Below are 25,583 nucleotides of genomic sequence, written 5' to 3' on the forward strand. Positions count from 1 at the left end.
GAACCGTGGGTTTTTCGGGCGTGACGCGCCGTCGGCGCGTCCGTCATGAATCGACAAGTATGGGGTTCATCCCAAGGGCCTGCCGGGCGGCGATCTCGTCCTTGCGCATCTGCGCGGTCAGGGCGTCGAGGCCGTCGAACTTTTCTTCGTCGCGCAGTTTCCGCACGAACTCCACGCCGATCCGCTGGCCGTAGAGGTCGCCGGAGAAATCGAACAGGTGGGCCTCCAGCAGGGGCTCCTGCACCGCGTTCACCGTCGGCCGGAAGCCGAGGCTAGCCACGCCCGGCCAGCTGCACGGACCGTCGCCGATCCCGATGCGCACGGCGAAGATCCCCTGGACCGGACTCACCCGTTCACTGAGATGGACATTCGCGGTGGGATAACCAAGGGTGCGGCCGAGCTGCTGCCCGTGCTCCACATGGCCGTCGATCACGAAGGGGCGCCCGAGCAGGCGCGTGGCACCGGCGAAATCGCCCTCGGCCAGCAGCGTGCGCACGCGCGACGACGACACGCGCTCGCCATCCACCAGCACCGCCTGCACGGCGTGCGCGGTGAAGCCGAGCCCGGCACCCATCGACTGCAGCAGCGCGAAATCGCCGCCACGGCGATGCCCGAAGCGGAAGTCCTCCCCGACCCAGACTTCGCGGGCGGCGAGCCGGCCCACGATGACGCGGCGGACGAAATCCTCGGCGGACATCTCGGTCAGCGCCTTGTCGAAGCGCAGCGAGAGCAATTCGCGGATACCGGCGGCGGTCATGCCCTCCGCCTTCTCGCGCATGCCGGACAGCCGCGGCACCGGCTCCTTCGAGAAGAACGCGCGCGGCAGCGGCTCGAAGCTGATCACCGCCGGCGCCAGGCCGCGGTCATCCGCGCGCCGGCGCACTTCGGAAAGAATCGCCTGATGACCCAGGTGAAGCCCGTCGAACGCGCCGATGGCGACGACGCTGCCGCCGGGGGCGAGACACGGGCCATCGACGTCGCGATGCAGTCGCAGCGTCATGCCGGGGTGTCCTCGAATCGAAGCGGAATAAAAGCCATCGGGCCAGTATAGCCGCCCCATTGCGCCGCACAATGCGGCGCCACGCCCGTTACCGGGCGCGCAGCTCGCGAAGGCGGAACCCCATCGCGAAGAGGGCGACGACGTACGTGCCGCCACCGGCGCCTACGAGCACGGCGAGGCGGCCGACCCGCTGCCACTTCTCCACGTCGCTCCAGTCCGGCCAGATCGCGAGGCCACCGACGAGCACCGCCACCATCGCGGCACAGGCCACGCCGAGGCGAACCAGGTGGCGCGACCACCCGGGCTGCCGCGTGTACACGCCGGCCTTGCCCAGCCAGCGCCAGAGCAGCAGCAGGTTGAGATAGCTGGCCAGCGCGCTGGCCATGCCCAGTGCCATGTGCAGGCCGGGGATCGTGGCGATCGCGTCCAGCCACGATCCGGCCTTCTGCGCCGGCGTGGCCCAGAGGAAGAACAGTACTGCAAGAAAGGCGACGTTGAAGACCATGTTGGCCACGAGCGACGCGACGCCCGCGCGCACCGGCGTCTTCGTGTCCTTGCGGGCGTAGAACGCCGGCAGCACGACCTTGACCAGCGCGAACGCCGGGAGGCCGAAGCTCAGCGCGGAAATCGACAGCGAGGCCATCTTCGTATCGAAGGCGGTGAAGCGGCCGTGCTGGAAGATCGTCGCCACCAGCGGCACCGACAGGATCATCAGGGCGAACATCGCCGGCACGGCGATAAGCAGCGTCGTGCGCAGGCCCCAGTCGAGCGCACGCGAGAAGCCATCCTTGTCGGTGGCGACGTGGTGGCGCGACAGCGATGGCAGGATCACCGTGCCCAGTGCCACGCCGAAAACGCCCAGGGGCAACTCGAGGAACCGGTCCGCCTGCGACAGCCAGCTCTGCGAGCCGGCGATCAGCAGCGACGCGATCACGGTGTCGAGCAGCAGGTTGATCTGGGCGACCGACGAGCCGAACAGCGTCGGCACCATCAGCGTCATGATCCGGCGCACGTCCGGCGAATTCCAGCCCCAGCGCGGCAGCGTCAGCAGGTCCAGCTGGCGCAGCGCGGGCAGCTGGAACGCGAGCTGCAGGATGCCCGCCACGAGGATCGCCCAGCCCATCGCCATGATCGGCGTCTGCAGCTTCGGCGCCAGCCACAGGGCGCCAGCGATCATGCACAGGTTGAGGATCACCGGCGTCAGGGCCGGCAGCCCGAAGCGGTGGAAGCTATTCAGCGCCCCGCCGCTCAGCGCCGTGAGCGAGACGAACAGAAGGAACGGGAACGTCAGTCGCAGCAGGTCGACCGTGAGGCCGAACTTTTCGGGGGTCTCGACGGCGCCGGGCGAGAACAGCGCCGTGACCTGCGGAGCGAAGATGATCCCGAGTGCGACGACCACGAGCAGGATGCCGCCGAGGGTCCCGGCGGTGAGCGACATCAGGCGCTTCAGGTCGGCATGGGGACGGATCTCCTTCACCTCGGTGAACACCGGCACGAACGCCGTCGAGAACGAACCCTCGGCGAAGAGGCGGCGCATGAAGTTCGGGATGCGGAACGCAACCCAGAAGGCGTCGGTGGCGGCGTTGGCGCCGAAAGAGGCGTTGATCGCCATGTCGCGGACCAGGCCGAGGACGCGCGACACCATGGTCATGCTGCTGAAGCTGAGCATGCCGCGAAGGAGGCTGGGGGTTTTCATCCGGTCGAGGGCTGCCTTGGGACGATCGGGGGCGGTTCGGGGGCCGCCGCAAACCCCTAGTTTGACAGCGCGGCCGGGGCGGAGGACAGTCCACCTTCTGGATTTGTGCGGGCGATGCCGCCCTGCCCGCCTCGCGGCCCTCGCGAGGCGCCCTAAGCTATTGACGCGCCCCGGCTTTGGCATCAGAATGGGCGTCTTTTTTAAAACCAACCGAACTCTGGAGCTTTACCTTGGCCAACATCAAGTCCGCGAAGAAGCGTGCGCGTCAGTCGGAGCAGCGCCGTCTGCGCAACGTCAGCGCGCGTTCCATGGTGCGTTCCGCACTGAAGAAGGTCGTCAAGGCGATCGACGCCAAAGATAAGGCTGCCGCTACCAGCGCCTACGCCATCGCCGTGCCGGTGATGGATCGCTACGCTGCCCGTGGCCTGATCCACAAGAACAAGGCTGCCCGTCACAAGAGCCGCCTGAACGCGAAGATCCGCGACCTGGCGTAAGCCTGCGCGACATCGCCGTTCTAAGAAAAAAGCCGGCGAAAGCCGGCTTTTTTTGTGCTTCGAAGCCCGAGGCTCGACGGGACGAGCTTTTTTTGGTGGGAGCCAGCAGGCTGGCTCCCACCAAACCGGCTACGCCGCTTACTCGCCGCGCATCCGTACGTCGTCGAGCGCCTCGGTGTGCTCTTTACGCTTGGCGCGTTCGGCGTCGAAGAACTGCTGCACCTTGAGGCAGACGTCCCATGTACCGACCTCGCCCGCCGCCGAAACGACGAACCACGGAGCGGTCCAGCCCAGGCGAGCGATGATGTCGTCGACCACCTGCTTCAGCTCGTGCTCGTCGTCGATCACGTCGGACTTGTTGATCACGAGCCAGCGCGGCCGCTCGACGAGCTCCTCGTCGAACTGCTGCAGCTCGGATTCGATGGCGCGCACCTGCTCCACCGGGTCGGACCCGTCGATCGGGCAGATGTCCACCACATGCAGCAGCAGGCTCGTGCGCGATACGTGGCGCAGGAACTGGATACCCAGACCCGCACCCTCGGCGGCGCCCTCGATGATGCCAGGGATATCGGCGATCACGAAGCTCTGGTCGGTGCCGATGCGCACGACGCCCAGGTTCGGGTGGAGCGTGGTGAACGGGTAGTCCGCCACGCGCGGCGTCGCGGCGGATACCGCGCGGATGAAAGTGCTCTTGCCGGCGTTCGGAAAGCCCAGCAGGCCGACGTCGGCCAGCAGACGAAGCTCGAACTTGAGGTCGCGCACTTCGCCCGGCGTGCCCGGCGTGAACTTGCGCGGCGCCCGGTTGACCGAGCTCTTGAAATGGATGTTGCCCAGACCGCCGCGACCGCCCTGCGCCACCTTCAGGCGCTGGCCGTGGGCGGTCAGGTCGCCGATCACCTCATCGGTGTCGACATTGGTCACCACGGTGCCGACCGGCACGCGGATTTCGATGTCCTCGCCACCCTTGCCGTACATCTGGCTGCCCATGCCGGCCTGCCCACGCTTCGCCTTGAAGGCGCGCATGTGACGGAAGTCGACCAGCGTGTTCAGGCCCTCGTCCGCGACGAGCCATACCGAGCCGCCGTTACCGCCGTCGCCGCCATCCGGGCCGCCGAACGGAATGAATTTCTCGCGACGGAAGCTGACGCAACCGTTGCCGCCGTCACCGGCCGAGACCCTGATTTGCGCTTCGTCGACGAATTTCATGGAGAGAACCTGGAAGAAAGATGATGCCGCGTTACAAACGAAAAGCCCCGCCTAGGGCGGGGCCTTCGCTATCGCGTCGGGCGAGGCTTACGCCTGGACGACGTCGACGAACTTGCGGCCCTTGTCGCCGCGGGTCTTGAACGACACGGTGCCGTCGACCAGCGCGAACAGGGTGTGGTCGCGGCCGAGGCCGACGCCCACGCCAGCGTGGAACTTGGTGCCACGCTGACGAACGATGATGTTACCGGCTTCGACAGCCTGGCCACCGTAGATCTTCACGCCGAGGTACTTCGGGTTCGAATCGCGGCCGTTACGGCTGGAACCTACGCCTTTTTTATGTGCCATGACTTATATCCTCCGGCGACTCAGGCGTTGATGCCCGTGATCTCGATTTCGGTGTAATGCTGACGGTGTCCCTGCGTGCGCTTGTAGTGCTTGCGACGACGGAACTTGACGATGCGGATCTTATCGGCGCGGCCGTGGGCGCGAACCTTCGCGCTGACGGTGGCACCGGCGACCAGCGGGGCGCCGACGGTGATCGATTCGCCTTCGCCAACGAGGAGAACCTCGTCGAAGGTGATCGTGGCGTCGACGTCGGCGGGGAGCAGCTCGACGCGCAGGACTTCGCCTGCCATCACGCGATACTGCTTGCCACCGGTCTTGATGACTGCGTAGCTCATGGTGATTTCCTGTTACTGATTATGTAGTTCTTTTTAGGGTCGTACGGGTGTTGCGAACTGCGAATTATAGCGGGACCCAAAAGGCAAGGTCAATCAGGCGGTTAAGCGCGGCGCCGCTCGCTCCGCCGGACCGCGAACCCCGATGAATCAATGACTTGCCTACCTTTGGGTGGGAGCGCGCTCGCGCGCGATGGGGCTTGTCGCGAGCACCCATCGCGCGCGAGCGCGCTCCCACCGGGGGCATCGGCCCTGAGCCCGGTGGGTCGGAAGAAGCATGACCCCGGACCCGACCGGGGCGGCGCTTACTTCTTCGGCGCCGGTGCGGGGGCCGGTTTCGCCGCGCCGCCCGTCGCCGGGCACTGGCCCTGCGGGTTGAGCGTGCCCTGGCTCTGCAGCTGCGAGATCATCTGCTTGCCACGCTCCTGGCCCCACTGCTTGCCGATCTGCATGCCCTCGGCCATGGTCGCGGGCATCTGCGTGATGACCTTCTGGCCCAGTGGCGAGCGGTAGAACTTCAGCAGGCCGTCGACGTCCTCGGCCGTGAAATGACGCTGGTACACCGGCACCATGCGACCGATCAGCTGGTTGGTGGCGTTGGCGTCCACGAAGCCCTGCCAGTAACTCGCCGGCACGCACGGCAGCGCGCCGGCCATCACGCCCGCCATCTGGCTGTTCATCTGGCTGAGCATCTTGCCCATGCCCACGGCCTCCATCAGCTGGCGCACCTGCTGCTCGCTCGGCTGCGCGGCCATCGCCTGGCCTGCGCTACACGCCAGCACCAGGCCGGCCGCGATCCCTGTCCACTTACGCATGCGTCGTCTTCCTCTTCGGATGAGTGGCTCCCCTCCCCGGGGCCGGGCCATGGTAGCCCGTGGCGAAGCATGCGTCCGCCCCGTCACGACAAATGTGATGAACGGTCAAAAGTCGACGCGGAATGAAGCCGGAAAACCCTTGGTATAGTCGGGGGCTTCCCCCATCTACGTCGGCACATGGACAGCATTCGCATCCGCGGCGCCCGCACACACAATCTCAAGAATATCGACCTCGACCTGCCCCGCGATCGCCTGATCGTGATCACCGGGCTATCCGGGTCCGGCAAGTCCTCGCTCGCCTTCGACACGATCTACGCCGAAGGCCAGCGACGCTACGTCGAGTCGCTGTCGGCCTATGCCCGCCAGTTCCTCTCGATGATGGAAAAGCCGGACGTGGATACGATCGAAGGGCTCTCGCCAGCCATTTCGATCGAGCAGAAGTCGACGTCCCATAACCCCCGCTCCACCGTCGGTACCATCACCGAGGTGTACGACTACCTGCGCCTGCTCTATGCGCGCGTCGGCACGCCCCGCTGCCCGAACCACGGCATTCCGCTAGAGGCCCAGACGGTCAGCCAGATGGTGGACACGGCGCTGGCGCTCGACGCCGACAAGCGCTGGATGTTGCTGGCACCCGTGATCCGCGAGCGCAAGGGCGAACACGTGCAGGTGTTCGACCAGCTGCGCGCTCAGGGTTTCGTGCGCGCCCGCGTGGACGGCGAGGTGTACGACCTCGACGCCGTGCCCCCGCTGACGCTGCGGCAGAAACACACCATCGAGGCGGTCATCGATCGCTTCCGTCCGCGCGACGACATCAAGCAGCGCCTGGCCGAATCGTTCGAGACCGCGCTCCGTCTCGGCGACGGCATCGTGGTCCTCGTCGACATGGACGACGCGAAGGCGCCCGAGCAGCTGTTCTCGTCGCGCTTCTCGTGCCCGATGTGCGATTACTCGCTGCCCGAGCTCGAGCCGCGCCTGTTCTCGTTCAATTCGCCGGTGGGCGCCTGCCCGACCTGCGATGGCCTCGGCGTGACCCAGGTGTTCGATCCGGCGCGCGTCGTCGGCCACCCGGAACTCAGCCTCGCCGGTGGCGCGATCCGTGGATGGGACCGCCGCAACGCCTACTACTACCAGATGATCATCTCGCTGGCGAAGCACTACGGCTTCGATCCCGAGACGCCGTGGCGCGAACTGACGAAATCGGCGCAGAACGCCGTGCTCAACGGCTCCGGCAAGGAAGTGATCCCGTTCCGCTACATCACGGATCGCGGCGGCAAGGTGACGCGCGAACACAAGTTCGAAGGCATCCTGCCGAACCTCGAACGCCGTTATCGCGAGACCGAGTCGACCGCCGTCCGCGAGGAACTGGCGCGCTACATCTCGGACCATCCGTGCCCGGATTGCGGCGGGCAGCGACTCAATCCATCGGCGCGCAACGTGTTCGTGGCCGATCGCGCGATCCCCGAGCTGACCTCGCTCGCGATCGACAACGCCCTCGCCTTCTTCGAGACGCTGGCCCTTCCGGGCTGGCGCGGCGAGATCGCGGTGAAGATCGTCAAGGAGATCCGTGAGCGCCTGACGTTCCTCAACGACGTCGGCCTGAACTACCTCACGCTCGATCGCCAGGCCGACTCGCTCTCCGGCGGCGAAGCCCAGCGCATCCGTCTGGCGAGCCAGATCGGCGCCGGTCTCGTCGGCGTGATGTACGTGCTCGACGAGCCGTCCATCGGACTGCACCAGCGTGACAACGAGCGTCTGCTCGGCACGCTGACCCGCCTGCGCGACCTCGGCAACACCGTGATCGTGGTAGAGCACGACGAGGATGCCATCCGCGCCGCCGATCACATCCTCGATATCGGTCCCGGCGCCGGCGTGCACGGCGGCGACATCGTCGCCGAAGGCACGCTGGAACAGGTGCTCGCCTCGCCGCGATCCGTCACGGCGAAGTACCTCACGGGCGAGCGCGGCATCCGCGTGCCCGAGACGCGCCGCCAGCCACGCGACGACAAGTGGATCGAGATCAGGGGTGCCAGCGGCAACAACCTGAAGGACGTCGACGTGCGCATCCCGGTGGGCGTGTTCACGGCCGTCACCGGCGTGTCGGGCTCCGGCAAGTCGACGCTGATCAACGACACGTTCTATCGCCTCGCCGCGATGGAGCTCAACGGCGCGAGCGAACAGCCCGCCCCGTACGAATCCATCGAAGGACTCGAGCTGTTCGACAAGGTGGTCGACATCGACCAGTCGCCGATCGGGCGCACGCCGCGCTCGAACCCGGCGACGTACACGGGCCTGTTCACGCCGCTGCGCGAGCTCTACGCGCAGGTGCCGGAGTCGCGCCAGCGCGGGTACACGCCGGGACGTTTCAGTTTCAACGTGCGCGGCGGACGCTGCGAGGCGTGCGAAGGCGACGGCATGATCAAGGTCGAGATGCACTTCCTCCCGGACGTGTACGTGCCCTGCGACGTCTGCCACGGCAAGCGCTACAACCGCGAGACGCTCGAGGTGCTCTACAAGGGCCACACCATCGCCGACGTGCTCGACATGACGGTGGAGGACGCGTTCCGCCTGTTCGAGAACGTGCCGGTCATCGCGCGTAAGCTCGAGACGTTGCGCGCCGTCGGCCTCGATTACATCAAACTCGGCCAGAGCGCGACCACGCTGTCGGGCGGCGAAGCGCAGCGCGTGAAGCTGTCGAAGGAACTGTCCAAGCGCGACACGGGCAGCACCCTCTACATCCTCGACGAACCGACCACCGGCCTGCACTTCCACGACATCGAGCAGCTGCTCGACGTGCTGCATCGCCTGGTCGACCACGGCAACACCGTGGTCGTCATCGAGCACAATCTGGACGTCATCAAGACCGCCGACTGGCTCGTCGATCTCGGGCCCGAGGGCGGCTCCGGTGGCGGGCGCATCCTGGTCAGCGGCACGCCGGAAACGGTGGCCGCGACGAAGGCGTCGCATACCGGCCGCTTCCTGCTGCCTCACCTGACGCCCGCCGCGCCGGCGGCGAAGGCACCGGCGAAGTCCGCGGCAAAGGCATCGACGAAGTCCATCACGAAATCCGCCACCACCAAGGCGGCCGCGAAGAAAACGGCCGCAAAGAAGAAAAAGACCGCATGAGCACCGAAGCCAGCCTGACGCCGAGCCCCGCGCCGATCTTCATCACGCCGATGGACGTTCGGTGGCAGGACCTCGACGCCTACAACCACGTCAACAACGCCAACTACCTGGTCTATCTCCAGGAGGCTCGACTGAAGTGGCTCAAGGAGCTGCCCGGCGACTGGTACAGCCCGTCGGCGGCGCCGGTCATGGCGCACAGCGAACTCAACTACCGCCTGCCCATCGAATGGCCGGCCGACATCGAGATCGAGCTGTTCGTCAATCGCATGGGCAACAGCTCGATGACGATCGGCCATCGCATCGTCGACGCCAACGATGCCACGCGCATCCACTGCGACGGCAGCATCACGATGGTCTGGATCGACACGAAGACCGGCCGCCCCGTCCCGCTGCCGCAGGTCATCCGCGACGCGGTGGCGGGGCAGATATAACGAGCGCCCCGGTGGGAGCCAGCCTGCTGGCGATGGGTACGCGCCGCGACCGCCCATCGCCAGCAGGCTCGCTCCTAAAAGAGGTACCGCAAGAGAACGCGGACGTTCATTTCTCCCCGGTATGATCCGCGAGGATCTTCATGGAGAGCATCATGCAACGTACCCTCGTTCTTGCCATCGCCTGCGCCGTCGCCTTTCCCGCGTTCGCCGCCGACGAGCGCACCGCGCTCACGCTCTATCGTGCCGACAGCGATGCGCTGTTCTCCACCGGCGGCGACGCCGTTTCGGGCGATGGCTATGCGGTGGTGCACGAGCGCCGCACCTTCGCTCTGAAAGGCGGCACGCAGGATCTCGCCATCGACGGCCTCCCCTCCGCGCTCGACAGCGAGGCGCTCTCGCTGCGCTTTCCCGGCAAGGACACCCGCCTCGTCTCCCAGCGCCTGCTCCTCGGCCAGGGCTTCGACGGCGCGGTGGCCGGCCTCGTCGGCCGCAACGTCGAGGTCCTCGGCGACGGTGGCCAGCCGCTCGCGAGCGGCACGCTGATCCGTGGCGGCGACGCACTCGTGGTGCGCGAATCAAGCGGTCGCGCCACGCTCGTCCGTCAGTACGCGGCGCTCCGGGCCGCCGACGGTTCGGACTTCGCGCGCGGCTCGACGCTGCAGGTCCGCGTCACCGGCGGCAGCGCCGGGTCGACGAACGCCAACCTCGACTACCCCACGTCCGGCCTCGGGTGGCGCGGCGCCTATGTCGCCACGCTGGCACCGGGCCAAGCCTGCCGCATGACGTTCGACGCGGCGGCGAGCATCGCCAACCGTAGCGGACGCGACTGGAAGGATGTCTCGCTGAAGCTGGTGGCCGGCGACGCACGGCGGGCGAAAGCGCCGCCGCAGCCGAAGATGTTCATGGCCCGCGCCGCGCCGGCCCCCGCCGCGATGGACGCCGTCGCCAGTGCGCCGGAACAGGCGACGCTCGGAGACCTGCGCACCTACACCCTGCCTGCCGCCGTCGACCTGCCCGACGGCAGCGTCACGCAGACGCCGCTCTACGATCGCCATACGCTCGACTGCGAGCGCGAGGCCCTCTACGACGCACAGGGCGGCGGCTGGTTCCCGCCGCGTCCGAACCTCGAGCGCCAGATGAACGCGCCGACCGCGGGCACGCCCATCGTGTCCAACCTGCGCTTCAGGGCGTTCGACAGCCTGCCCGCAGGCTACGTTCGCGTGCTGACCACCGACCGCGATGGCAACGCCGAACTGCTGGGCGAAGGCCGGATCGATGACACGCCGAAGAACAAGGACACGACCGTATCGCTCGGCAACGCGTTCGACCTCTCGGCCACGCGCGAGCAGACAGCGTTCACCGCCGACGCGAACGCGCATCGCATCGACGAGAGCATCCGCATCGTCCTCGCCAACGCCGGCGCCACGGCACGCACGATCACCGTCCGGGAGCACCCGAACCGCTGGCGCGCATGGGCGATCACCTCGTCCTCGGTCAAGCCGGCGAAGGTGTCGCCCGAGCTCGCCGAATTCCGCGTCGAGGTGCCGGCCAACGGCAGCGCCACGCTGGACTACGCGGTGCGCTACACCTGGGTGGACGCCGACCTGCCGCAGTAAGCGGAGAGTCGCCAGCAGGCTGGCTCCCGCCTGCCTCTGGTGGGAGCCAGCCTGCTGGCGATCCCGCGGCAGCGGGCACAATGCCGACGACGCCGCACCTCCGGGCACGCCATAATCCACACAACTCACCGACGGACTAGCGACCATGCTCGATATCCTTCCGCACGACGGCGGCATCCACGAGATCCGCATGGCCCGTGGGTCCGTGAACGCGCTCGACATGGGCCTGGTCGAGGCACTGCGCGAGGCGATCGTCGACGCTCCGGCCAACGGCGCCCGGGGCATCGTGCTGTCGGGCGCGCAGGGTATGTTCTCGGCCGGCGTCGACGTACCCGCCCTGCTCCAGCACGACCGCGCGGGCGTCGAGGCGTTCTGGCACGCATTCTTCGGGCTCTGCGGCGCGATCGCCGCGTCGCCGGTACCCACCGTGGCGGCCATCACGGGTCATAGCCCGGCGGGTGGCGCGGTGCTGTCGCTGTTCTGCGATTACCGCATCATGGCGCACGGCATGTACAAGATCGGCCTCAACGAAGTGCAGGTCGGGCTCTCGGTGCCCGAGCCGATCCAGTTCGCGATGCGCCGCATTCTCGGCAACTACCGCGCCGAGCGCCTGCTGGTCGCCGGCGCCATGGTCGACGCCGAACAGGCGCACGCCATCGGTCTCGTCGACGAACTGGCAACGGTGGAACAGGTCGTCACGCGCGCCGCCGCGTGGCTCGCCGACCTGCTGAAGCTCCCGCCGAAGGCGATGCTACGCACGCGCGAGATCGCGCGCGCCGATCTCGTCGCGGTCTGGGGAGACACCACCCACCTCCTCGATCCCGGCTTCATCGACGACTTCTTCGGCGAGGAAACCCAGCGCGTACTGCACGCGCTCGTCGCACGGCTCAAGTCGAAGGGCTGACCGCACCACGGCGAGCAACCTTCGCCAGCAGAGCGGCTCCCCTCCCGACACAGCCGCTGATGGTGGGAGCCCGCCGGCCGGCGACCCCGCACCCGCGGGAACGACGGCCCGCGTTTCAGCCTGTGCCGAACGCGCCAGCGACACCCTGCGCGGCATGCATGCGCGCCTCGGCCAGTTCGTCGGGCCCCACGCCGCCTCCCGCGTAGACGGGCAGCGAGGCCGCTTCCGTCAGTCGGGCGAAGCGAGGCCAGCCGAGGGGCTCGGCGTCGGGGCGATCCCTGCTCGGCAACACCGGGGATAGCGTCGCGAAATCGCAGCCAACAGCCGAGGCTCGTTCAAGGTCGTCGGCGTCATGGCACGACGCTCCCACGGCGAGTGTCGACGGCAGCGGTCGTTCCGTCAGCCCGCGCAATTGCGCCGGGGCGAGATGAACCCCGATACCGAGCGCCAGCGCTCCGGCGATGTCGCGGTCCAGCAGGAGCGTCGCGCCACATGCCTGGATCTCGGCGAGCACGGACGCGGCCGCCTCTCGAACGACGTCGGGCTCTCCACCCGTCGTGCGCAACCGGAGCAGCCGCTCGCCACGAGCCAACGTCGCGCGCACGACATCGGCCGTCGCCGCCGGCGTCGCCTCCGGAGCGATCGTGACGTAGCGGGCGGGAAGCCGCACCGCCGCGAGTATCGGCCGATCGGCCGGCGCGAGGATGGCGGGATCGATGTCCTGCGGCGGATGCCACGCGATGGCCGCCGCGTCGAGCGCTTGCGGCCTGCCCGTCCAGCCGCGCACGAGCATGGCTTCGAGCAGCATCGACCGCTCCCCGTAACGCCATGGCACACGGATACATGCTTCGAAGGACGCGGGGTCGACCCGGATGCCCAGCTCTTCGTCGAGCTCGCGCTCCAGTGCGACGACCGCGGATTCACCGGACTCGAGCTTGCCGCCGGGGAACTCCCACATACCCGCCAGATGCTTGCCGGCCGGACGTTGCGCGATGAGGATGCGACCTTGTTCGTCGACGAGTACGCCGGCGACGACGTGCATCAGACGTTCCGGACGTATTCGACCATGTCGAAAGCATGGGCGTGATCGGCATCAGCCTTATGGTGCACTCGCGCCACTTCCGTCCATTCCTTGAAATCGACACCCGGAAAGAACACGTCGGCACCGTCGACGGCGGTGAAGACCCAGGTCAGGTACAAGGTACGCGCGAGGGGCAGCGCTTCGCGGAAGATTTCGCCGCCACCGATGACCATCAGGCCCTGGAAGTTGCAGCTGGCCTGCGCTTCCTGGATCGAACGCACGGTGATCTGACCCGGAAACGGCGCCTCGCCCTTGCGCGAAAGCACGTAATTGGTGCGGCCCGGAAGCGCGCGGCCGATCGATTCGGCCGTCTTGCGGCCCATCAGCACGTGCTTATCGAGCGTCAGCTTCTTGAACTCGCGGAGATCGTCGGGGAGATGCCAGGGCAATTCCCCCTGCTTGCCGATGGCAAAATTTTCGTCGAGCGCGGCAACCAGGTGTACGGACATGAAACTTCCTTCGCGGGTCGGTTGAAAACGGGCGGGCGTAAGCGCCCTTGCGCCCGCCATAGTAGTCCTGTCCACGCGACGGTGGAACTAACGACCGTTTCAACGATCCGCCGAGGGACTGCGTCAGCCCTGGTCTTCGTTCTCGTGCTCCTGTTGCGGTGACTCGGGCTTCTCGGGCTTTTTTTCCACTCGCTGACCGGTCGACCGGTCGTATTCCTTCGGGTCGGTGATGGGTACGTCGTCTTTGCTCATGGCGTTCTCTTGGTGAATGCACAGGATGGCGCCCCGCACGTCGACGCTCACCGTGAACGTTGTGAGCGCGTCTGCACACCGGTGAAGGATTCGGTTCTTGATGTTCGCTGCACACCCCGTTCATGGCACTGGTGCGCATCTTGCCCGCCACCGTTTCTCACGAAGCAAGGAGCCACCGATGAATCGCATGCCCCGTCGCCTGCTCGCCGCCGCGCTTGCCGCTGCCGTCCTCCTTCCTGCCGCTGTGGTTGCGCAGGATGCCGCGTCCTCGTCGATGAAGGCACCCGCCGCCGACGCCGCGTTCGTCAAACAGGCCAGCGCAGCCGGCCTCGCCGAAGTTGCGCTCGGTCAGCTGGGCGCCGACAAGGGCCAGTCGCAGGATACGAAAACCTTCGGTCAGCAGATGGTGACCGATCACACCAAGGCCAACGACGAGTTGACCCGCATCGCCGGCACGAAGGGCCTGACGCCGTCGAGTGAACCGATGCCCGCCGATCAGAAGGCCGCGAAGGCCATCGAGGCGAAGTCGGGCGACGCGTTCGACAAGGCCTTCGCCGCGAAGATGGTGGCGGACCATAAGAAGGCCGTCGCGCTATTCACGAAGGAATCCACCAGCGGCAAGGACCCGGAACTGAAGGCCTTCGCGACCCAGACCCTTCCGACGCTGAAACAGCACCTCGAGATGGCGCAGCAGCTTGGCGGCGGCAAGGACGCGGGCAAGGCAATGGCCAGCCATTAACCCAAACGCTGGAAGGCACGAGCGGGAGCGGCCGTTGCCGCTCCCGCTCGTTTCATTACCGGGTCTTCTTCAGCGAACCGGGCTTGTGCGCAGCCTTTTCACCGCTCTTGTCGCTGACCACGAGGTACTCCGGATTGTCCTTCGAGGCCGCCGCGCGGTGACCCTTGATCTTCGTCGGCGCGGTGAGTTTTTTTTCCACCTTGCCCGACGTCGTTCCCTGCGAGGTTTTCCAGCGAACGGTGTCGCCACGCTTCAGCGAAGTTGCCATGAGCCGCTCCGGTTACGAGATGGCATCAACCTGCGACGGTCGCCGTGAACGCCCTGCGACAGGGCGATGATGAACGTGTCCCGTCAGCCCGGGGCTGCGAGACGCCGGAAGACGCCCTCGACGATATCGCAGAAGACCTTCGGATCACGGAACGCGCGGGCCATCATCATGCCGCCGTAGACGGTCGCCATGAAGGTCTCCGCTTCCTGTCGGGCGGAGCGCTCCAGTACGAAGCAGCCCTCCTGCGCACCCCTCGTGAGCACGAGTTCCACCCAGCGGGACAGATCGCGGAAATGCTGGTGCACGCTATCCGCGAGGTCGTCGGGCAGGGTCGGGAGTTCGCTGGCGAGCATGCCCGCGACGCAGAACGGCGCGGAATCGTCGACGATGCATTTTTCCCAATAACCCGTGTACATCCGCAACTGCGTCATGGGATCGAACGGGCCGCTCGCGAGTGTCTGCACCGCATCGACGAAGTAAGCGCGCGACTCTTCGATCACCGCCCTCGCCAGATCGGACTTGGCCGGAAAGTGGTGATGGATGCTCGCCTTGCGGACCTGCACTTCGTCTGCCACGTCCGCATAGCTGAAGCCGTTGTAGCCGCGACTCTGGATGAGGCGCCGTGCCGACTCGATCAGTTTTTGCTGGGTGCTCATGGCCGCAGTCTACCACTTGGTAGGCGCTGGCGTCGCCTGAACGGCGCAGGCCCCACGCGCGAATGTCCGCTTGACTGCTAGTCTACCTACTAGTAGGTTTGCATCGGACTTACCTTCAGGCCTTTCCCATGAACACCCTCCGCAACTTCTACTACCTCCGTGCCACCGTCGCCTTCGTCTGGGTCTTGCTCGCCGCGGTGTCCGCCGCGGCGCCCGCGCCCCTCGTCGCCGCGCTGCTTTTTCTCTATCCCGCATGGGACGCCATGGCGAACGTGATCGACGCGCGGCGCAACGGCGGCCTGGCGGTGAATCCGGGACAGAAGTTCAATGCGGTCACGAGCACCGTCACCGCGGTGGCGATCGCGGCAGCTTTTTCGCTCTACGGCAACCAGGGCGGCGTGCTCGTCTTCGGCATCTGGGCGCTGCTCGCCGGCGCGTTTCAGCTCGGCGTGGGCATCCATCGCCGCAGGCTCGGCGGGCAGGCCTTCATGATCATCAGTGGCGCGCAGTCGGCACTCGCGGGTGCCCTCTTCTGCCATCGCGCGCTGCACGACGCGCCGGGCATCGCCCAGCTCGCGCCATACGCGGCGTTCGGCGGTTTCTATTTCCTGCTTTCGGCGCTCTGGCTGACGTTCCGCAAGCCGCGCGTCCACCGCGCGGCCTGACTCACACCGCCACCGGCGCCTTGATGGCCGGGTGCGGGTCGTAATCCACGATGCCGACGTCTTCGAAACGGAAGTCGAAGACGGAGCGGACGTCGGGATTGAGCACCAGCTTCGGCAGCGGACGCGGTTCACGCGAGAGCTGCTTCGTCGCCTGCTCGATGTGGTTCGAGTACAGGTGCGCATCGCCGATGGTGTGCACGAAGTCGCCCGGCTCGAGGCCCGTGACCTGCGCCACCATGTGCGTCAGCAGCGCGTAGCTCGCGATGTTGAACGGGATGCCGAGGAAGATGTCGCCGGAACGCTGGTACAGCTGGCACGAGAGCCTGCCGTTGGCGACGTAGAACTGGAACATCGTATGGCACGGCATCAACGCCATCTTCGGCAGTTCGCCGACGTTCCATGCCGAGACGATCAGACGACGCGAATCCGGATTGCGCCTGATCTCGTCGACGACCCACGCGATCTGGTCGACCGCCTTGCCGTCCGCCGTCGGCCACGCGCGCCACTGGCGCCCGTAGACCGGGCCCAGGTCGCCGTGCTCGTCGGCCCATTCGTCCCAGATGCTGACGCCGTTGTCCTTCAGGTACGCGATGTTCGTATCGCCCTGCAGGAACCAGATGAGCTCGTGGATGATCGAGCGCAGGTGCAGCTTTTTCGTGGTGACCAGCGGAAAGCCGCGGGAGAGGTCGTAACGCATCTGCCAGCCGAACACGCTGCGCGTGCCCGTGCCGGTGCGGTCGGATTTCTCGGCGCCGTGCTCGAGGACGTGGCGAAGGAGATCGAGATAGGGCTGCATGGCGAGGGACGATATCAGGTGGCGGTCGCGGGGACGGTCGCGACGGGCGCATAGGGCGCGCGGCGGGACATCGCCAGCAGCAGGATGCCCACGGCGATCAACGGGAGCGACAGGATCTGCCCCATCGTCACCCAGCCGAACGCGAGGTAGCCCAGCTGCGGATCCGGCACCCGCACGAACTCGATCGCGAAGCGGAAGCAGCCATACAGCAGCCCGAACATGCCCGACACCGCATAGCGCGGACGCGGCTTCATCGAGAAGACCCACAGCACGACGAACATCACGACGCCCTCGAGTGCGAACTCGTAGAGCGGATTCGGATGGCGCGGCAGCGCGTCCGGCGCATGCGGGAAGATCATGCCCCAGGGCAGGTCGGTCGGCTTGCCCCAGAGCTCGCCGTTGATGAAGTTGCCGAGGCGGCCGAGACCGAGCCCGAGCGGCACGAGCGGCGCCACGAAGTCCACGGTGTCGAAGAACTTCACGCCGTTGCGGCGCGACCACCAGAGGCCGGCCGCGAGAACGCCGAGCAGACCGCCGTGAAACGACATGCCGCCGTCCCAGACGCGAAACAGGGCCAACGGATCGGTCCAGATCCAGTCGATCGACGTATAGAACAGCATGTAGCCGACGCGCCCACCGAGGACGACGCCCAGCATCGCGTAGAACATGAGGTCGCCGAAGCGTTCGGACGTCACCGGGAGGCGGCCCTGGCGACGGCGGTATTCGCCGAGCGCCCAACCGCCGAGGAATCCGCCGAGATACATCAGCCCGTACCAGTGCACGGCGATGGGGCCGAGCGAGAACGCGACGGGTTCGATTTTGACGACGAACGGAGTGACCATGGGGTGCCCGGATCGAAAAGCGCAGCGGCGATTGTACCGCCCCGGCCCATGACGCAGGTCGCCTTGTCGCGAAAGCCGGGATCGGCTATATCCGTCCGGGGGCTGTCCGGGGGGACGGCCTGATCAGGACGTATCGAAACCAGGGGAGCATCCATGTCCAACCGTCTTGCCCGGCCGTTGCTGGCCGCGCTTTGCCTTGCCTCGACCGCCGCCACGGCCGCCGACCTCGTACCCGTCGCCGACTTCGCGCGCCGCATGCCGCTGACCAGCCCGCGCCTGTCGCCGGACGGCCAATATGTATCGCTGGCGTTCCACGACCCCGATGGCAAGACGCATGGCCTTGCGATCTACCGCGTGGGCGACATGACCAAGGCCATCTCGCTCATCCGGATGCCTCCCTACGAACTGCCGGCCGACATGGTCTGGGCGAGCCCCACGCGCCTGGTGGTCGCCCGTGGCAAGGTCGATGGCTCCATCGGACAGGCGCGCTATACCGGCGAGATCATGGCGATCGACGTCGACGGCAAGAACGCCGATTACCTCTTCGGCTACGAGGCCTTTGGCAAGCGGGCCGCGACGCGTGCGACCGACCGGGGCTGGGGCACCATCGAAGGCCTCCCGGTGGAGAGCAACGGCCACTTCTACATGCGCGCCACGTCGTGGACCGACGACAACCGCAGCACGCTGTACGACGTGGACGCGAAGACCAGCACCCGCAAGCAGATCGCCGACATCGGCCTGGGCGACATGAACTTCATGATCGCCCCCGACGGTACCGCCCGCTTCGCGTTCGGCACCGACGACAACTTCCGCTGGGTGGTCTTCCACCGCGAAGGCAGTGGCTGGAACAAGCTCGCCGGTAGCGACGCGCAGCAGAACTTCACGCCGGTCTCGTCGGTCATCGGCAGCCAGCGCATCTACGCGAAATACAGCCCCGACGGAAAGGGTGGCGCGTTCGTCGAGCAGGACGAAGGCGGCGGCAACGCGCGGGTCATCCGCCAGGACGATTTCAGCGAGGTCACCGCGAGCGGCCTCTGGACGCCGGCTCCGTTGCGTCCGTTCGGGACGATCGCGGCGACGGGCATTCCGAAACCCACCTACATCGACCCGGAGGCCCCGATCGCGAAGCTGCACATGGCGCTCTCGCAGAAATTCGCCGGTCAGTTCGTCAGCTTCGTCGACTTCAGCCAGGACGGCGGGCAGCTGATGTTCAAGGTATCCAGCGACCGCGAGCCGGGCCGCTACATGCTCATCGACACCAGGACTTACAAGGTGAGCAAGCTGTTCGACGCGCTGCCCTGGATCGATCCGGCGAAGATGGCCGAACGCCGCCCGATGCGCTTCAAGGCGAGCGACGGGATGGAGCTCGAGGCGATCCTCACCTTCCCCAAGGGACGGCCGGAAACGAGCCTCCCGATGGTGCTCATGCCCCACGGCGGTCCGCACGGCATCGCCGACGACTGGTTCTACGAGGACGACGCCCAGTTCCTCGCCAACCGCGGGTACCTCGTGCTGCAGGTGAACTATCGCGGCTCGGGCGGACGCGGCAGCCGTTTCGAGCAGGCCGGGTACCTGCAGTGGGGCACGCGCATCCAGGAGGACCTGATCGACGGCGTGAAATTCGCCATCGCGCAGAACTTCGCCGATCCGCAGCGCGTCTGCGTCTTCGGCGCGAGCTTCGGCGGCTACTCGGCGATGATGACGCCGGTGCGCGCGCCCGGCATGTTCAAGTGCGCGGTCGGCTACGACGGCGTGTACGACCTGGGCATGATGTACAACAAGGGTGACATCAAGGATCGCAAGGCCGGCCGCAGCTATCTCACGACCGTGATCGGCAAGGACGACGCCGCGCTCGCCGCGAACTCGCCGACCCACCTCGCGGACAAGATCGACGTGCCCGTCTTTCTTGTCCATGGCGAGGACGACGAGCGCGCGCCGTTCGCCCAGTTCAAGGCGATGCGCGCGGCCCTCGACGCGGCCCACAAGCCCTACGAAACCCTGACCAAGCCCGATGAACGGCATGGATTCGTCAAGCCCGAGAACGTCGAGGAGTTCTATAACCGCCTGCAGGCCTTCCTCGACAAGCACATCGGTGCGGGGGCGGCGAGCCCCGCCAGGGCGGCGCCCTGACGTCGGCGGTTGCGCCCGCCGGGGCGCAGGCGCTATGTTGGGCCGATCGTCGGGCCCGGGTGGGGTGAGGCGGGGCTTGGGAGGTTTCGGGGTATGCACGTGAGTACAGGGCACACGCGCCAGGTCGCGAGGCGACGTATGGCGCTCGCGAGTGCGCTCCTGTCCGCGCTGTCCGGAACCGTCGCCTACGCGCAGCAGACCGCGCCAGCCGAGATGCTGGCGCCGGTCAACGTGACGGTCACCGGCTCGCGCATCCGCGGTACCGACGTCGAGACCGCGCAACCGGTGTTCACCATGGACCGCGCGGCCATCCGCGCGACCGGCCTGTCCGACCTCGGCACCATCGTCGGACGCATGCCGTCGGCCGGCACGCCCGAGGTGACGCCGCAGGACACTCTCTCGTCGAGCGGCGACGCGGGCGGTCGTTACGTCAACCTGCGCAATCTCGGTGCCGTGCGTACCCTCGTGCTCGTCAACGGACGTCGCTGGACCACGAGTCTCGGCGGTCTCACCGACCTCTCCACGATTCCCGTGTCGATCGTCGAGCGCATCGAGGTGCTGAAGGACGGCGCGTCGTCCATCTACGGTTCCGACGCCATCGGCGGCGTGGTCAACATCGTCACCACCGACCGTTTCGAAGGCGCCTCGGCCGACGTCCTCTACGGGGTCAACGGCCGCGGCGACGGTGCCACGAAGCACGGCACGTTCACCTGGGGCCGGAGCGGCCAACGCGGGTCGCTGATCCTGGGCGCCAGTTACGACGACGGCGACGACATGCGCGACGCGAAGCGGTCGCTCACGCGCGATCCCAACGGACCGCGACACCCCGACGACGGCTTCGGGATGGGCCCGTGGGGCGGCGTGGTCGATCCGCGCGCGCCCGGCACGCCCGGTGCCGGCAGCTTCGGCGCTGACGGCAGCTGGATCGCCAACCGATACGTCGTCAACCATCCGGGCGTCGTCGATACGGCGAACCTGGCCGACTATCACCCGTACGACGTCGACAGCAACGCGGACAAATACGCGACGACGCGCGACATGACGTTCCGTGCGGGCACGAAGCTGCGCAACCTGTTCGCGACGGGGCGCTACAACCTCACCGACGACATCGCATGGCGCGGCATGGCCGGTTACGGCGTGCGCGACACGCGCTGGCAGGCCGCGGGCTACCCGTTGCAGAGCGGCTCCGGTCGCGACGGCGGGTTGCTCATCGACGCCGGCAACGCATACAACCCGTTCCCTGGCGAGGACACCGCGTTCTTCCGGCGCACCACCGAAGTACCGCGCGTCAGCTGGGCGAAGAGCAAGACGCTGCATCTCGACACGGGGCTCGAAGGCACGTTCGAGTGGCTCGGCCACGGCTGGAACTGGGACGTCACGTACGCTTACTCGGAAGCCCGCGGCAGACAGACGAGCAGCGGCAACATCGATCTGGTCAACGCGCGCAAGGCGCTCGGTCCGACCGCCATCGTCGATGGGCAGGTCGCGTGCGCCAGCGCCGCCGACCGCGCGGCGGGCTGCGTGCCGTGGAATATCCTCGCGGGCCCGGGCGGCACGCCCGACGCGGTGTGGCGCTACGTGACCTCCACCGGCACGGCGCACCAGACCACACGCACCAACGACATCATCGCCAACGTCACCGGCGGGCTGGTCGACCTGCCCGCCGGCACGCTCCGCGCGGCCGGCGGTGTCGAGCACCGGCGCGAGAACGGGCGTTACGTGCCGTGGCCCGCCGATTCCGCGGGCCTCACGACACAACTCGCCAGCGCCCCGACGAGCGGCGATTACATCGCGAACGAGGCCTACGTCGAGTTCGACGTCCCGTTGCTGGCCGACCTGCCGATGGCGCGCGAACTCGCGGCGAACGTCTCCAGCCGTTACTCGCATTACTCCGCGTTCGGCGGACGCACCAACAACAAGTACAGCCTGCGCTGGAAGCCCATCGACGACCTGTTGCTGCGCGCCACCTACGCGGAAGGGTTCCGCGCGCCGACGATCGCCGACCTGTACGCCGGCGCGAGCGAAAGTTTCGAGAGCTTCCTCGACCCCTGCGACAGCGTGTACGGCGCGGCGGCGACCGACGCCGGCGTGCGCTCCCGCTGCGGTGCCGCCGGGGTGCCCGCGAACTACCGGCAGATCGACCAGTCCGGCGCGCAGATCGCGTCGGCCACCGGCGGACAGAATCCCACCGCGTTCACCACGGGATCGAATCCGGCGCTGAAACCGGAATCGTCGATCACGCGCACGGCCGGCCTGGTCTACAGCCCGGGTTACATGGATGGGCTCGACGTCACGCTCGACTACTACAAGGTCGACATCAAGGACGTCATCACGCCGATCCTCGCTGGCGACATCCTCAACTTCTGCTACGTGCGCAACGATCCGACGTTCTGCGGTCGCTTCACCCGCGCGGCCGGCGGCCGGATCGCCTCGCTCGACGAGAGCCTCGCCAACCTTGGCTCCCTGCGCACCGAGGGCTACGACCTCGGCCTGCACTATCGCTTTCCCGAAACGCGCTACGGCGAGTTCGTGGTGCTGTCCGATAGCACCTATCTGAAGGATTACACGCAAGTCAGCGGCCCCGGCGCCGCGCCGCGCCATCTGGCCGGATACATGAACGGCGTGCAGGGTCTGTATCGCGTGCGCTCGAACCTCTCGCTCGACTGGTCGTTCCGTCGCTTCGGCGCGACGTGGACCACGCGCTATTTCTCGGGCCTGAAGGATTCCTGCTGGTCGAACGACGTCGAATGCAACCGTCCGGACCGGGTCAACGCGCTCACGGGCGTGACCGGCCTGAGCCGCAAGGGCGGCGTCGCGTTCAACGACCTGCAGGTGCGCTGGCAGGCACCCTGGAACGGCAGCCTGCGCGTCGGCGTCAACAACGTCTTCGGTCGCAAGGGCCCGCTCTACTACAACGTCACGAGCGCCGGCGGCGGCAGTCCGCCGTACAACCCCGCGTTCGACATCGACCGTTACTGGTACGTGGGATACCAGCAGAGCTTCTGATCGCGCCGCATTCCGGTGGGAGCCAGCCTGCTGGCGATGGGTGCTTGCCGCGAGCACCCATCGCCAGCAGGCTGGCTCCCACCAACGGCAGGAATCAGAGGACCAGCGGGCGATCCGGTAGCTGGTTTCTGCGCGGTTCGCCGTTGGCCGGGAAGTGTCGGGCGAGAAGCTCGCCCGCTTCCGCGACGCCCGTCTGCACGGCCTCGCGATAACGCCCCTGCGCGAATTCGTTGCGCATATGGTCGGTGATCGCCGCCCATTCGGACGGTGCCACGACCTTCGCGATGCCGCGGTCCGCCACGATCTCGATCCGGTGCTCCGCTAGCAGCACGTAGAGCAACACGCCGGAGTTGTCTTCCGTGTCCCACACGCGCAGGTGGGAGAACAGCATCGTCGCCCGGTCGCGCGCCGTCATGCCCGCGGCCACGTCGGACACGTAAAGGCGCGACTCGATCGCCACGCGCAGTTCGCCGCGATGACGACCCTCGCCCTCGCCCACCGCCGTCGTGATGGCGTCCAGGGTAGTCCTGGGAAAGTGCCGGCCGATGTGGAACCACGCGCCGAACAGGTTGCTGAGGATTCGTTTGATGTCCATCACCAGTTCCCCGACGCGCCGCCGCCACCGAAGCTGCCGCCGCCACCACTGAAGCCCCCGCCTCCGCCACCGCCGAAGCCGCCGCCACCGAAGCCGCCACCGCCGCCCCAGCCACCGAATCCGCCCCAGCCGCCACCACCGATCGACCGTCCGGCGCCTGCCGGAATGGCCATCAGCAGCGCGCCGGCGACGAGCCCGACGATACCGCCGAGGATCGAATGCAGGAACAGCCAGCCGAGACTGCCGGCGATCGCACCGCCGACGGGCATCCGCAGCCCGAGCGGTGCCCGGCCCAGGACACCGCGCATGACGAGCGCACCGATGATCAGCGGCACCAGCAGGCTTCCGCCGCCCCGACGCTTTTCGTGGCTTTCGTCGGGCGCGACGGGAGGCGGCAGCGCCTCGCCCTGCACGATCTGCGTGATCGCATTGAGCGCTTCGGTGATGCCGCCGTAGTAGTCGTTGACGCGCAGTTTCGGCGCCATGTACTCGCGGATGATGCGCGAGGCGATGGCGTCGGGAATCGCGCCTTCCAGGCCGTAACCCACCTCGATGCGCACCCGACGATCGTTCTTCGCCAGCAGTACCAGCACGCCGTCGTCGGGCCCTTCGCGTCCGACCTTGTTCGTTTCGGCGACCCGTAGCGAGTAGCTCTCGAGGTCGTCCGGCTGCGTGGTCGGCACCATCAGCACGACGACCTGCGAACCCTTGGTCTTTTCGAGGTCGGCAAGTCGCGTGTCGAGTTGCGACACCTGCTCGGGCGTCAGCGTGCCGGTCAGGTCGGTGACGTGACGGGCGAGCTTCGGCACGGCGGCCTCGTCCGCCCGTGCCGCCGGCGGCGGCACGAGCAGCGCGAGGGCGAGCAGGAGCCCGGCCGCGAAACGACGCATCAGCGCGCGGCCGTGGAAGCCGGGGCCGGGGTGGTGCCGAAGTCGACGGTCGGCGCGGTCGAGATCGCCTTCTCGTTCTCGACGCTGAAGTTGGCCTTGACCTTGTAGCCCATGACCTTCGCGGTGAGGTTGTTCGGGAACGAGCGGATCAGCGTGTTGTAGCTCTGCACGGCGGCGACATAGCGATTGCGCGCCACGGTGATCCGGTTCTCGGTGCCTTCGAGCTGCGCCTGCAGGTCGCGGAACGATCCGTCGGCCTTCAGCTGCGGGTAGTTCTCGCTGACCACCATCAGGCGCGACAGCGCGCTGGTGAGCTGGCCCTGGGCGGCCTGGAACTTCGCCAGCGCCTCGGGATCGTTGAGAAGTTCCGGAGTGATCTGCGTCTGGCCGACCTTCGCACGGGCGTTGGTGACCTCGGTCAGCACGCGCTCTTCGTGCTGGGCGTAGCCCTTCACGGTGTTGACCAGGTTGGGTACGAGATCGGCACGGCGCTGGTACTGGTTGAGCACTTCGGACCAGGCGGCCTTGACCGCCTCGTCCTCGCGCTGCATGGCGTTGTATCCGCAGCCGCTGAGGAAGCCGGCGAAAAGGACGAGGGCGAATGCGCGGACGAGTGTCTTCATGGCGGCGGTTTTCCTTGAGGTATGCCGGCGACAACTTACCTCAAAGACGGCCCGCCGTATCGCCCCTCAACCGAGGAGGCGCGGTCCGAGGATCATGGCCCAGCTGAGCAGCACCATCATCATCAGCAGGAAAACGGCAGCGGAGCCCATGTCCTTGGCGCGCCCTGCCAGTTCGTGGAATTCGGGGCTCACCTTGTCGACCACGGCCTCGATGGCCGAATTGAGGAGTTCGGCGGACAGGACCAGCACCGGGAAGGTCACCAGCACGAGCTTTTCGATCGCCCCCTGCCCCAGCCACAGCCCCAGCGGAATCACCACGATGGCCATGAAGACCTCGAGGCGGAACGAGGCCTCGTGGCGGAAACACGCCCGCAGGCCCTTCATGGACCACAGGAAAGCGAGGTAGATCTGGCGGGGCCCCCGTCGTTCTGTCGATGCCATGCGTCAGGCCGCCGGGGCGGGGGCCGGGCGTTCGCGCCAGGCGACGAGAAGGAAAGTGCGGTGCGGCATGGCGGGCGACGTCGGGGGCTCGGAAACGGCCCGTATCATGCCACACGCGGCCCGGCGCACGGCTTCGTAACCGCTTAGCCCGCCCATCCGCGGCGGCCGTGGCGTATCGCCGCGCC

General features: G+C 67.2%; 26 protein-coding genes. 9 read left to right on the plus strand and 17 right to left on the minus strand.

Features of this window, described 5'->3' with window-relative positions:
* Positions 1 to 43: 43 nt before the first annotated feature.
* The gene (locus BMX32_RS01740; RefSeq protein WP_089974095.1) at positions 44 to 1,000 is read right to left on the minus strand and encodes a bifunctional riboflavin kinase/FAD synthetase; all 957 of its coding nucleotides are present in this window, start codon (positions 998 to 1,000) and stop codon (positions 44 to 46) included.
* 88 nt (positions 1,001 to 1,088) lie between these two features.
* Entirely contained in the window at positions 1,089 to 2,696 is a 1,608-nt protein-coding gene (gene murJ, locus BMX32_RS01745; RefSeq protein ID WP_089974096.1) for a murein biosynthesis integral membrane protein MurJ, read from the minus strand.
* Positions 2,697 to 2,926: 230 nt separating this feature from the next.
* On the opposite strand from murJ, the gene rpsT reads away from it, so the two are divergent.
* Positions 2,927 to 3,190, plus strand: coding sequence for a 30S ribosomal protein S20 (gene rpsT / locus BMX32_RS01750; RefSeq protein ID WP_089974097.1), 264 nt, complete (start codon positions 2,927 to 2,929; stop codon positions 3,188 to 3,190).
* 138 nt (positions 3,191 to 3,328) lie between these two features.
* On the opposite strand, the gene cgtA is transcribed toward rpsT, so the two are convergent.
* The 4 genes from cgtA to BMX32_RS01770 form a co-directional block, all read right to left on the minus strand.
* Positions 3,329 to 4,396, minus strand: a complete 1,068-nt coding sequence (cgtA, locus tag BMX32_RS01755) for an Obg family GTPase CgtA (RefSeq protein WP_089974098.1) — start codon at positions 4,394 to 4,396, stop codon at positions 3,329 to 3,331.
* Positions 4,397 to 4,483: 87 nt separating this feature from the next.
* Positions 4,484 to 4,741 (minus strand): 50S ribosomal protein L27, encoded by a 258-nt coding sequence (gene rpmA / locus BMX32_RS01760; RefSeq protein WP_072321611.1) that lies wholly within the window; start codon positions 4,739 to 4,741, stop codon positions 4,484 to 4,486.
* A gap of 20 nt (positions 4,742 to 4,761) precedes the next feature.
* Positions 4,762 to 5,076: a 50S ribosomal protein L21 gene (gene rplU / locus BMX32_RS01765; RefSeq protein ID WP_089974099.1), complete on the minus strand. Its 315-nt coding sequence runs from the start codon at positions 5,074 to 5,076 to the stop codon at positions 4,762 to 4,764.
* Positions 5,077 to 5,378: 302 nt separating this feature from the next.
* Positions 5,379 to 5,888: a DUF2059 domain-containing protein gene (locus BMX32_RS01770; RefSeq protein WP_089974100.1), complete on the minus strand. Its 510-nt coding sequence runs from the start codon at positions 5,886 to 5,888 to the stop codon at positions 5,379 to 5,381.
* 177 nt (positions 5,889 to 6,065) lie between these two features.
* Here BMX32_RS01770 and uvrA point away from each other — a divergent pair, with 177 nt between their 5' ends.
* From uvrA to BMX32_RS01790, 4 genes are all read left to right on the plus strand, one after another.
* Entirely contained in the window at positions 6,066 to 9,014 is a 2,949-nt protein-coding gene (uvrA, locus tag BMX32_RS01775; protein ID WP_089974101.1) for an excinuclease ABC subunit UvrA, read from the plus strand.
* Positions 9,011 to 9,445 (plus strand): acyl-CoA thioesterase, encoded by a 435-nt coding sequence (locus tag BMX32_RS01780; RefSeq protein WP_343123846.1) that lies wholly within the window; start codon positions 9,011 to 9,013, stop codon positions 9,443 to 9,445. The genes uvrA and BMX32_RS01780 overlap by 4 nt, the downstream gene beginning before the upstream one ends.
* Positions 9,446 to 9,597: 152 nt before the next feature.
* A complete protein-coding gene (locus BMX32_RS01785; protein ID WP_244511369.1) occupies positions 9,598 to 11,061 on the plus strand; it encodes a DUF4139 domain-containing protein in 1,464 nt (487 codons plus the stop codon).
* A gap of 145 nt (positions 11,062 to 11,206) precedes the next feature.
* Positions 11,207 to 11,965 carry an enoyl-CoA hydratase/isomerase family protein gene (locus BMX32_RS01790; RefSeq protein ID WP_089974104.1) on the plus strand — a complete coding sequence of 253 codons (759 nt, stop codon included), beginning with the start codon at positions 11,207 to 11,209 and terminating at the stop codon, positions 11,963 to 11,965.
* Between the two features lie 115 nt (positions 11,966 to 12,080).
* On the opposite strand, the gene BMX32_RS01795 is transcribed toward BMX32_RS01790, so the two are convergent.
* The 3 genes from BMX32_RS01795 to BMX32_RS18990 form a co-directional block, all read right to left on the minus strand.
* A complete protein-coding gene (locus BMX32_RS01795) occupies positions 12,081 to 13,007 on the minus strand; it encodes a Nudix family hydrolase (protein ID WP_089974105.1) in 927 nt (308 codons plus the stop codon).
* Entirely contained in the window at positions 13,007 to 13,495 is a 489-nt protein-coding gene (locus BMX32_RS01800) for a dihydrofolate reductase (RefSeq protein WP_089974106.1), read from the minus strand. The genes BMX32_RS01795 and BMX32_RS01800 overlap by 1 nt, the downstream gene beginning before the upstream one ends.
* 123 nt (positions 13,496 to 13,618) lie before the next feature.
* Positions 13,619 to 13,747: a hypothetical protein gene (locus BMX32_RS18990; protein WP_280140805.1), complete on the minus strand. Its 129-nt coding sequence runs from the start codon at positions 13,745 to 13,747 to the stop codon at positions 13,619 to 13,621.
* Between the two features lie 178 nt (positions 13,748 to 13,925).
* Between BMX32_RS18990 and BMX32_RS01810 the strand changes: the two genes are divergently transcribed.
* Positions 13,926 to 14,486 (plus strand): DUF4142 domain-containing protein, encoded by a 561-nt coding sequence (locus BMX32_RS01810; RefSeq protein WP_170843537.1) that lies wholly within the window; start codon positions 13,926 to 13,928, stop codon positions 14,484 to 14,486.
* A 55-nt stretch (positions 14,487 to 14,541) separates the two neighbouring features.
* Here BMX32_RS01810 and BMX32_RS01815 read toward each other — a convergent pair whose 3' ends face one another.
* Positions 14,542 to 14,754, minus strand: a complete 213-nt coding sequence (locus BMX32_RS01815; RefSeq protein WP_089974109.1) for a hypervirulence associated TUDOR domain-containing protein — start codon at positions 14,752 to 14,754, stop codon at positions 14,542 to 14,544.
* Positions 14,755 to 14,837: 83 nt separating this feature from the next.
* The gene (locus BMX32_RS01820) at positions 14,838 to 15,410 is read right to left on the minus strand and encodes a TetR/AcrR family transcriptional regulator (protein ID WP_089974110.1); all 573 of its coding nucleotides are present in this window, start codon (positions 15,408 to 15,410) and stop codon (positions 14,838 to 14,840) included.
* Positions 15,411 to 15,538: 128 nt separating this feature from the next.
* Between BMX32_RS01820 and BMX32_RS01825 the strand changes: the two genes are divergently transcribed.
* Positions 15,539 to 16,075, plus strand: coding sequence for a hypothetical protein (locus BMX32_RS01825; RefSeq protein WP_089974111.1), 537 nt, complete (start codon positions 15,539 to 15,541; stop codon positions 16,073 to 16,075).
* Position 16,076: 1 nt separating this feature from the next.
* Here BMX32_RS01825 and BMX32_RS01830 read toward each other — a convergent pair whose 3' ends face one another.
* Positions 16,077 to 16,871, minus strand: coding sequence for a thymidylate synthase (locus BMX32_RS01830; RefSeq protein WP_089974112.1), 795 nt, complete (start codon positions 16,869 to 16,871; stop codon positions 16,077 to 16,079).
* Positions 16,872 to 16,885: 14 nt separating this feature from the next.
* Entirely contained in the window at positions 16,886 to 17,713 is an 828-nt protein-coding gene (gene lgt, locus BMX32_RS01835) for a prolipoprotein diacylglyceryl transferase (RefSeq protein ID WP_089974113.1), read from the minus strand.
* A gap of 153 nt (positions 17,714 to 17,866) precedes the next feature.
* On the opposite strand from lgt, the gene BMX32_RS01840 reads away from it, so the two are divergent.
* Together BMX32_RS01840 and BMX32_RS01845 are read left to right on the plus strand one after the other, a co-directional pair.
* The gene (locus BMX32_RS01840) at positions 17,867 to 19,843 is read left to right on the plus strand and encodes an alpha/beta hydrolase family protein (RefSeq protein ID WP_089974114.1); all 1,977 of its coding nucleotides are present in this window, start codon (positions 17,867 to 17,869) and stop codon (positions 19,841 to 19,843) included.
* Positions 19,844 to 19,981: 138 nt separating this feature from the next.
* Complete coding sequence (locus tag BMX32_RS01845) at positions 19,982 to 22,849, plus strand: TonB-dependent receptor plug domain-containing protein (protein ID WP_244511371.1); 2,868 nt, start codon at positions 19,982 to 19,984, stop codon at positions 22,847 to 22,849.
* Between the two features lie 94 nt (positions 22,850 to 22,943).
* Here the strand turns inward: BMX32_RS01845 and BMX32_RS01850 are convergent, their stop codons facing one another.
* The 4 genes from BMX32_RS01850 to BMX32_RS01865 form a co-directional block, all read right to left on the minus strand.
* Complete coding sequence (locus BMX32_RS01850; RefSeq protein WP_343123847.1) at positions 22,944 to 23,444, minus strand: TPM domain-containing protein; 501 nt, start codon at positions 23,442 to 23,444, stop codon at positions 22,944 to 22,946.
* Positions 23,444 to 24,334, minus strand: coding sequence for a TPM domain-containing protein (locus BMX32_RS01855; protein WP_089974117.1), 891 nt, complete (start codon positions 24,332 to 24,334; stop codon positions 23,444 to 23,446). The genes BMX32_RS01850 and BMX32_RS01855 overlap by 1 nt, the downstream gene beginning before the upstream one ends.
* The gene (locus tag BMX32_RS01860) at positions 24,334 to 24,957 is read right to left on the minus strand and encodes a LemA family protein (protein ID WP_089974118.1); all 624 of its coding nucleotides are present in this window, start codon (positions 24,955 to 24,957) and stop codon (positions 24,334 to 24,336) included. Before BMX32_RS01860 ends, BMX32_RS01855 begins: the two co-directional genes overlap by 1 nt.
* A 66-nt stretch (positions 24,958 to 25,023) precedes the next feature.
* Complete coding sequence (locus BMX32_RS01865; RefSeq protein ID WP_029213619.1) at positions 25,024 to 25,398, minus strand: diacylglycerol kinase; 375 nt, start codon at positions 25,396 to 25,398, stop codon at positions 25,024 to 25,026.
* Positions 25,399 to 25,583: the final 185 nt, after the last annotated feature.

Source organism: Luteibacter sp. UNCMF331Sha3.1, from assembly GCF_900109915.1.
Lineage (GTDB): Bacteria > Pseudomonadota > Gammaproteobacteria > Xanthomonadales > Rhodanobacteraceae > Luteibacter.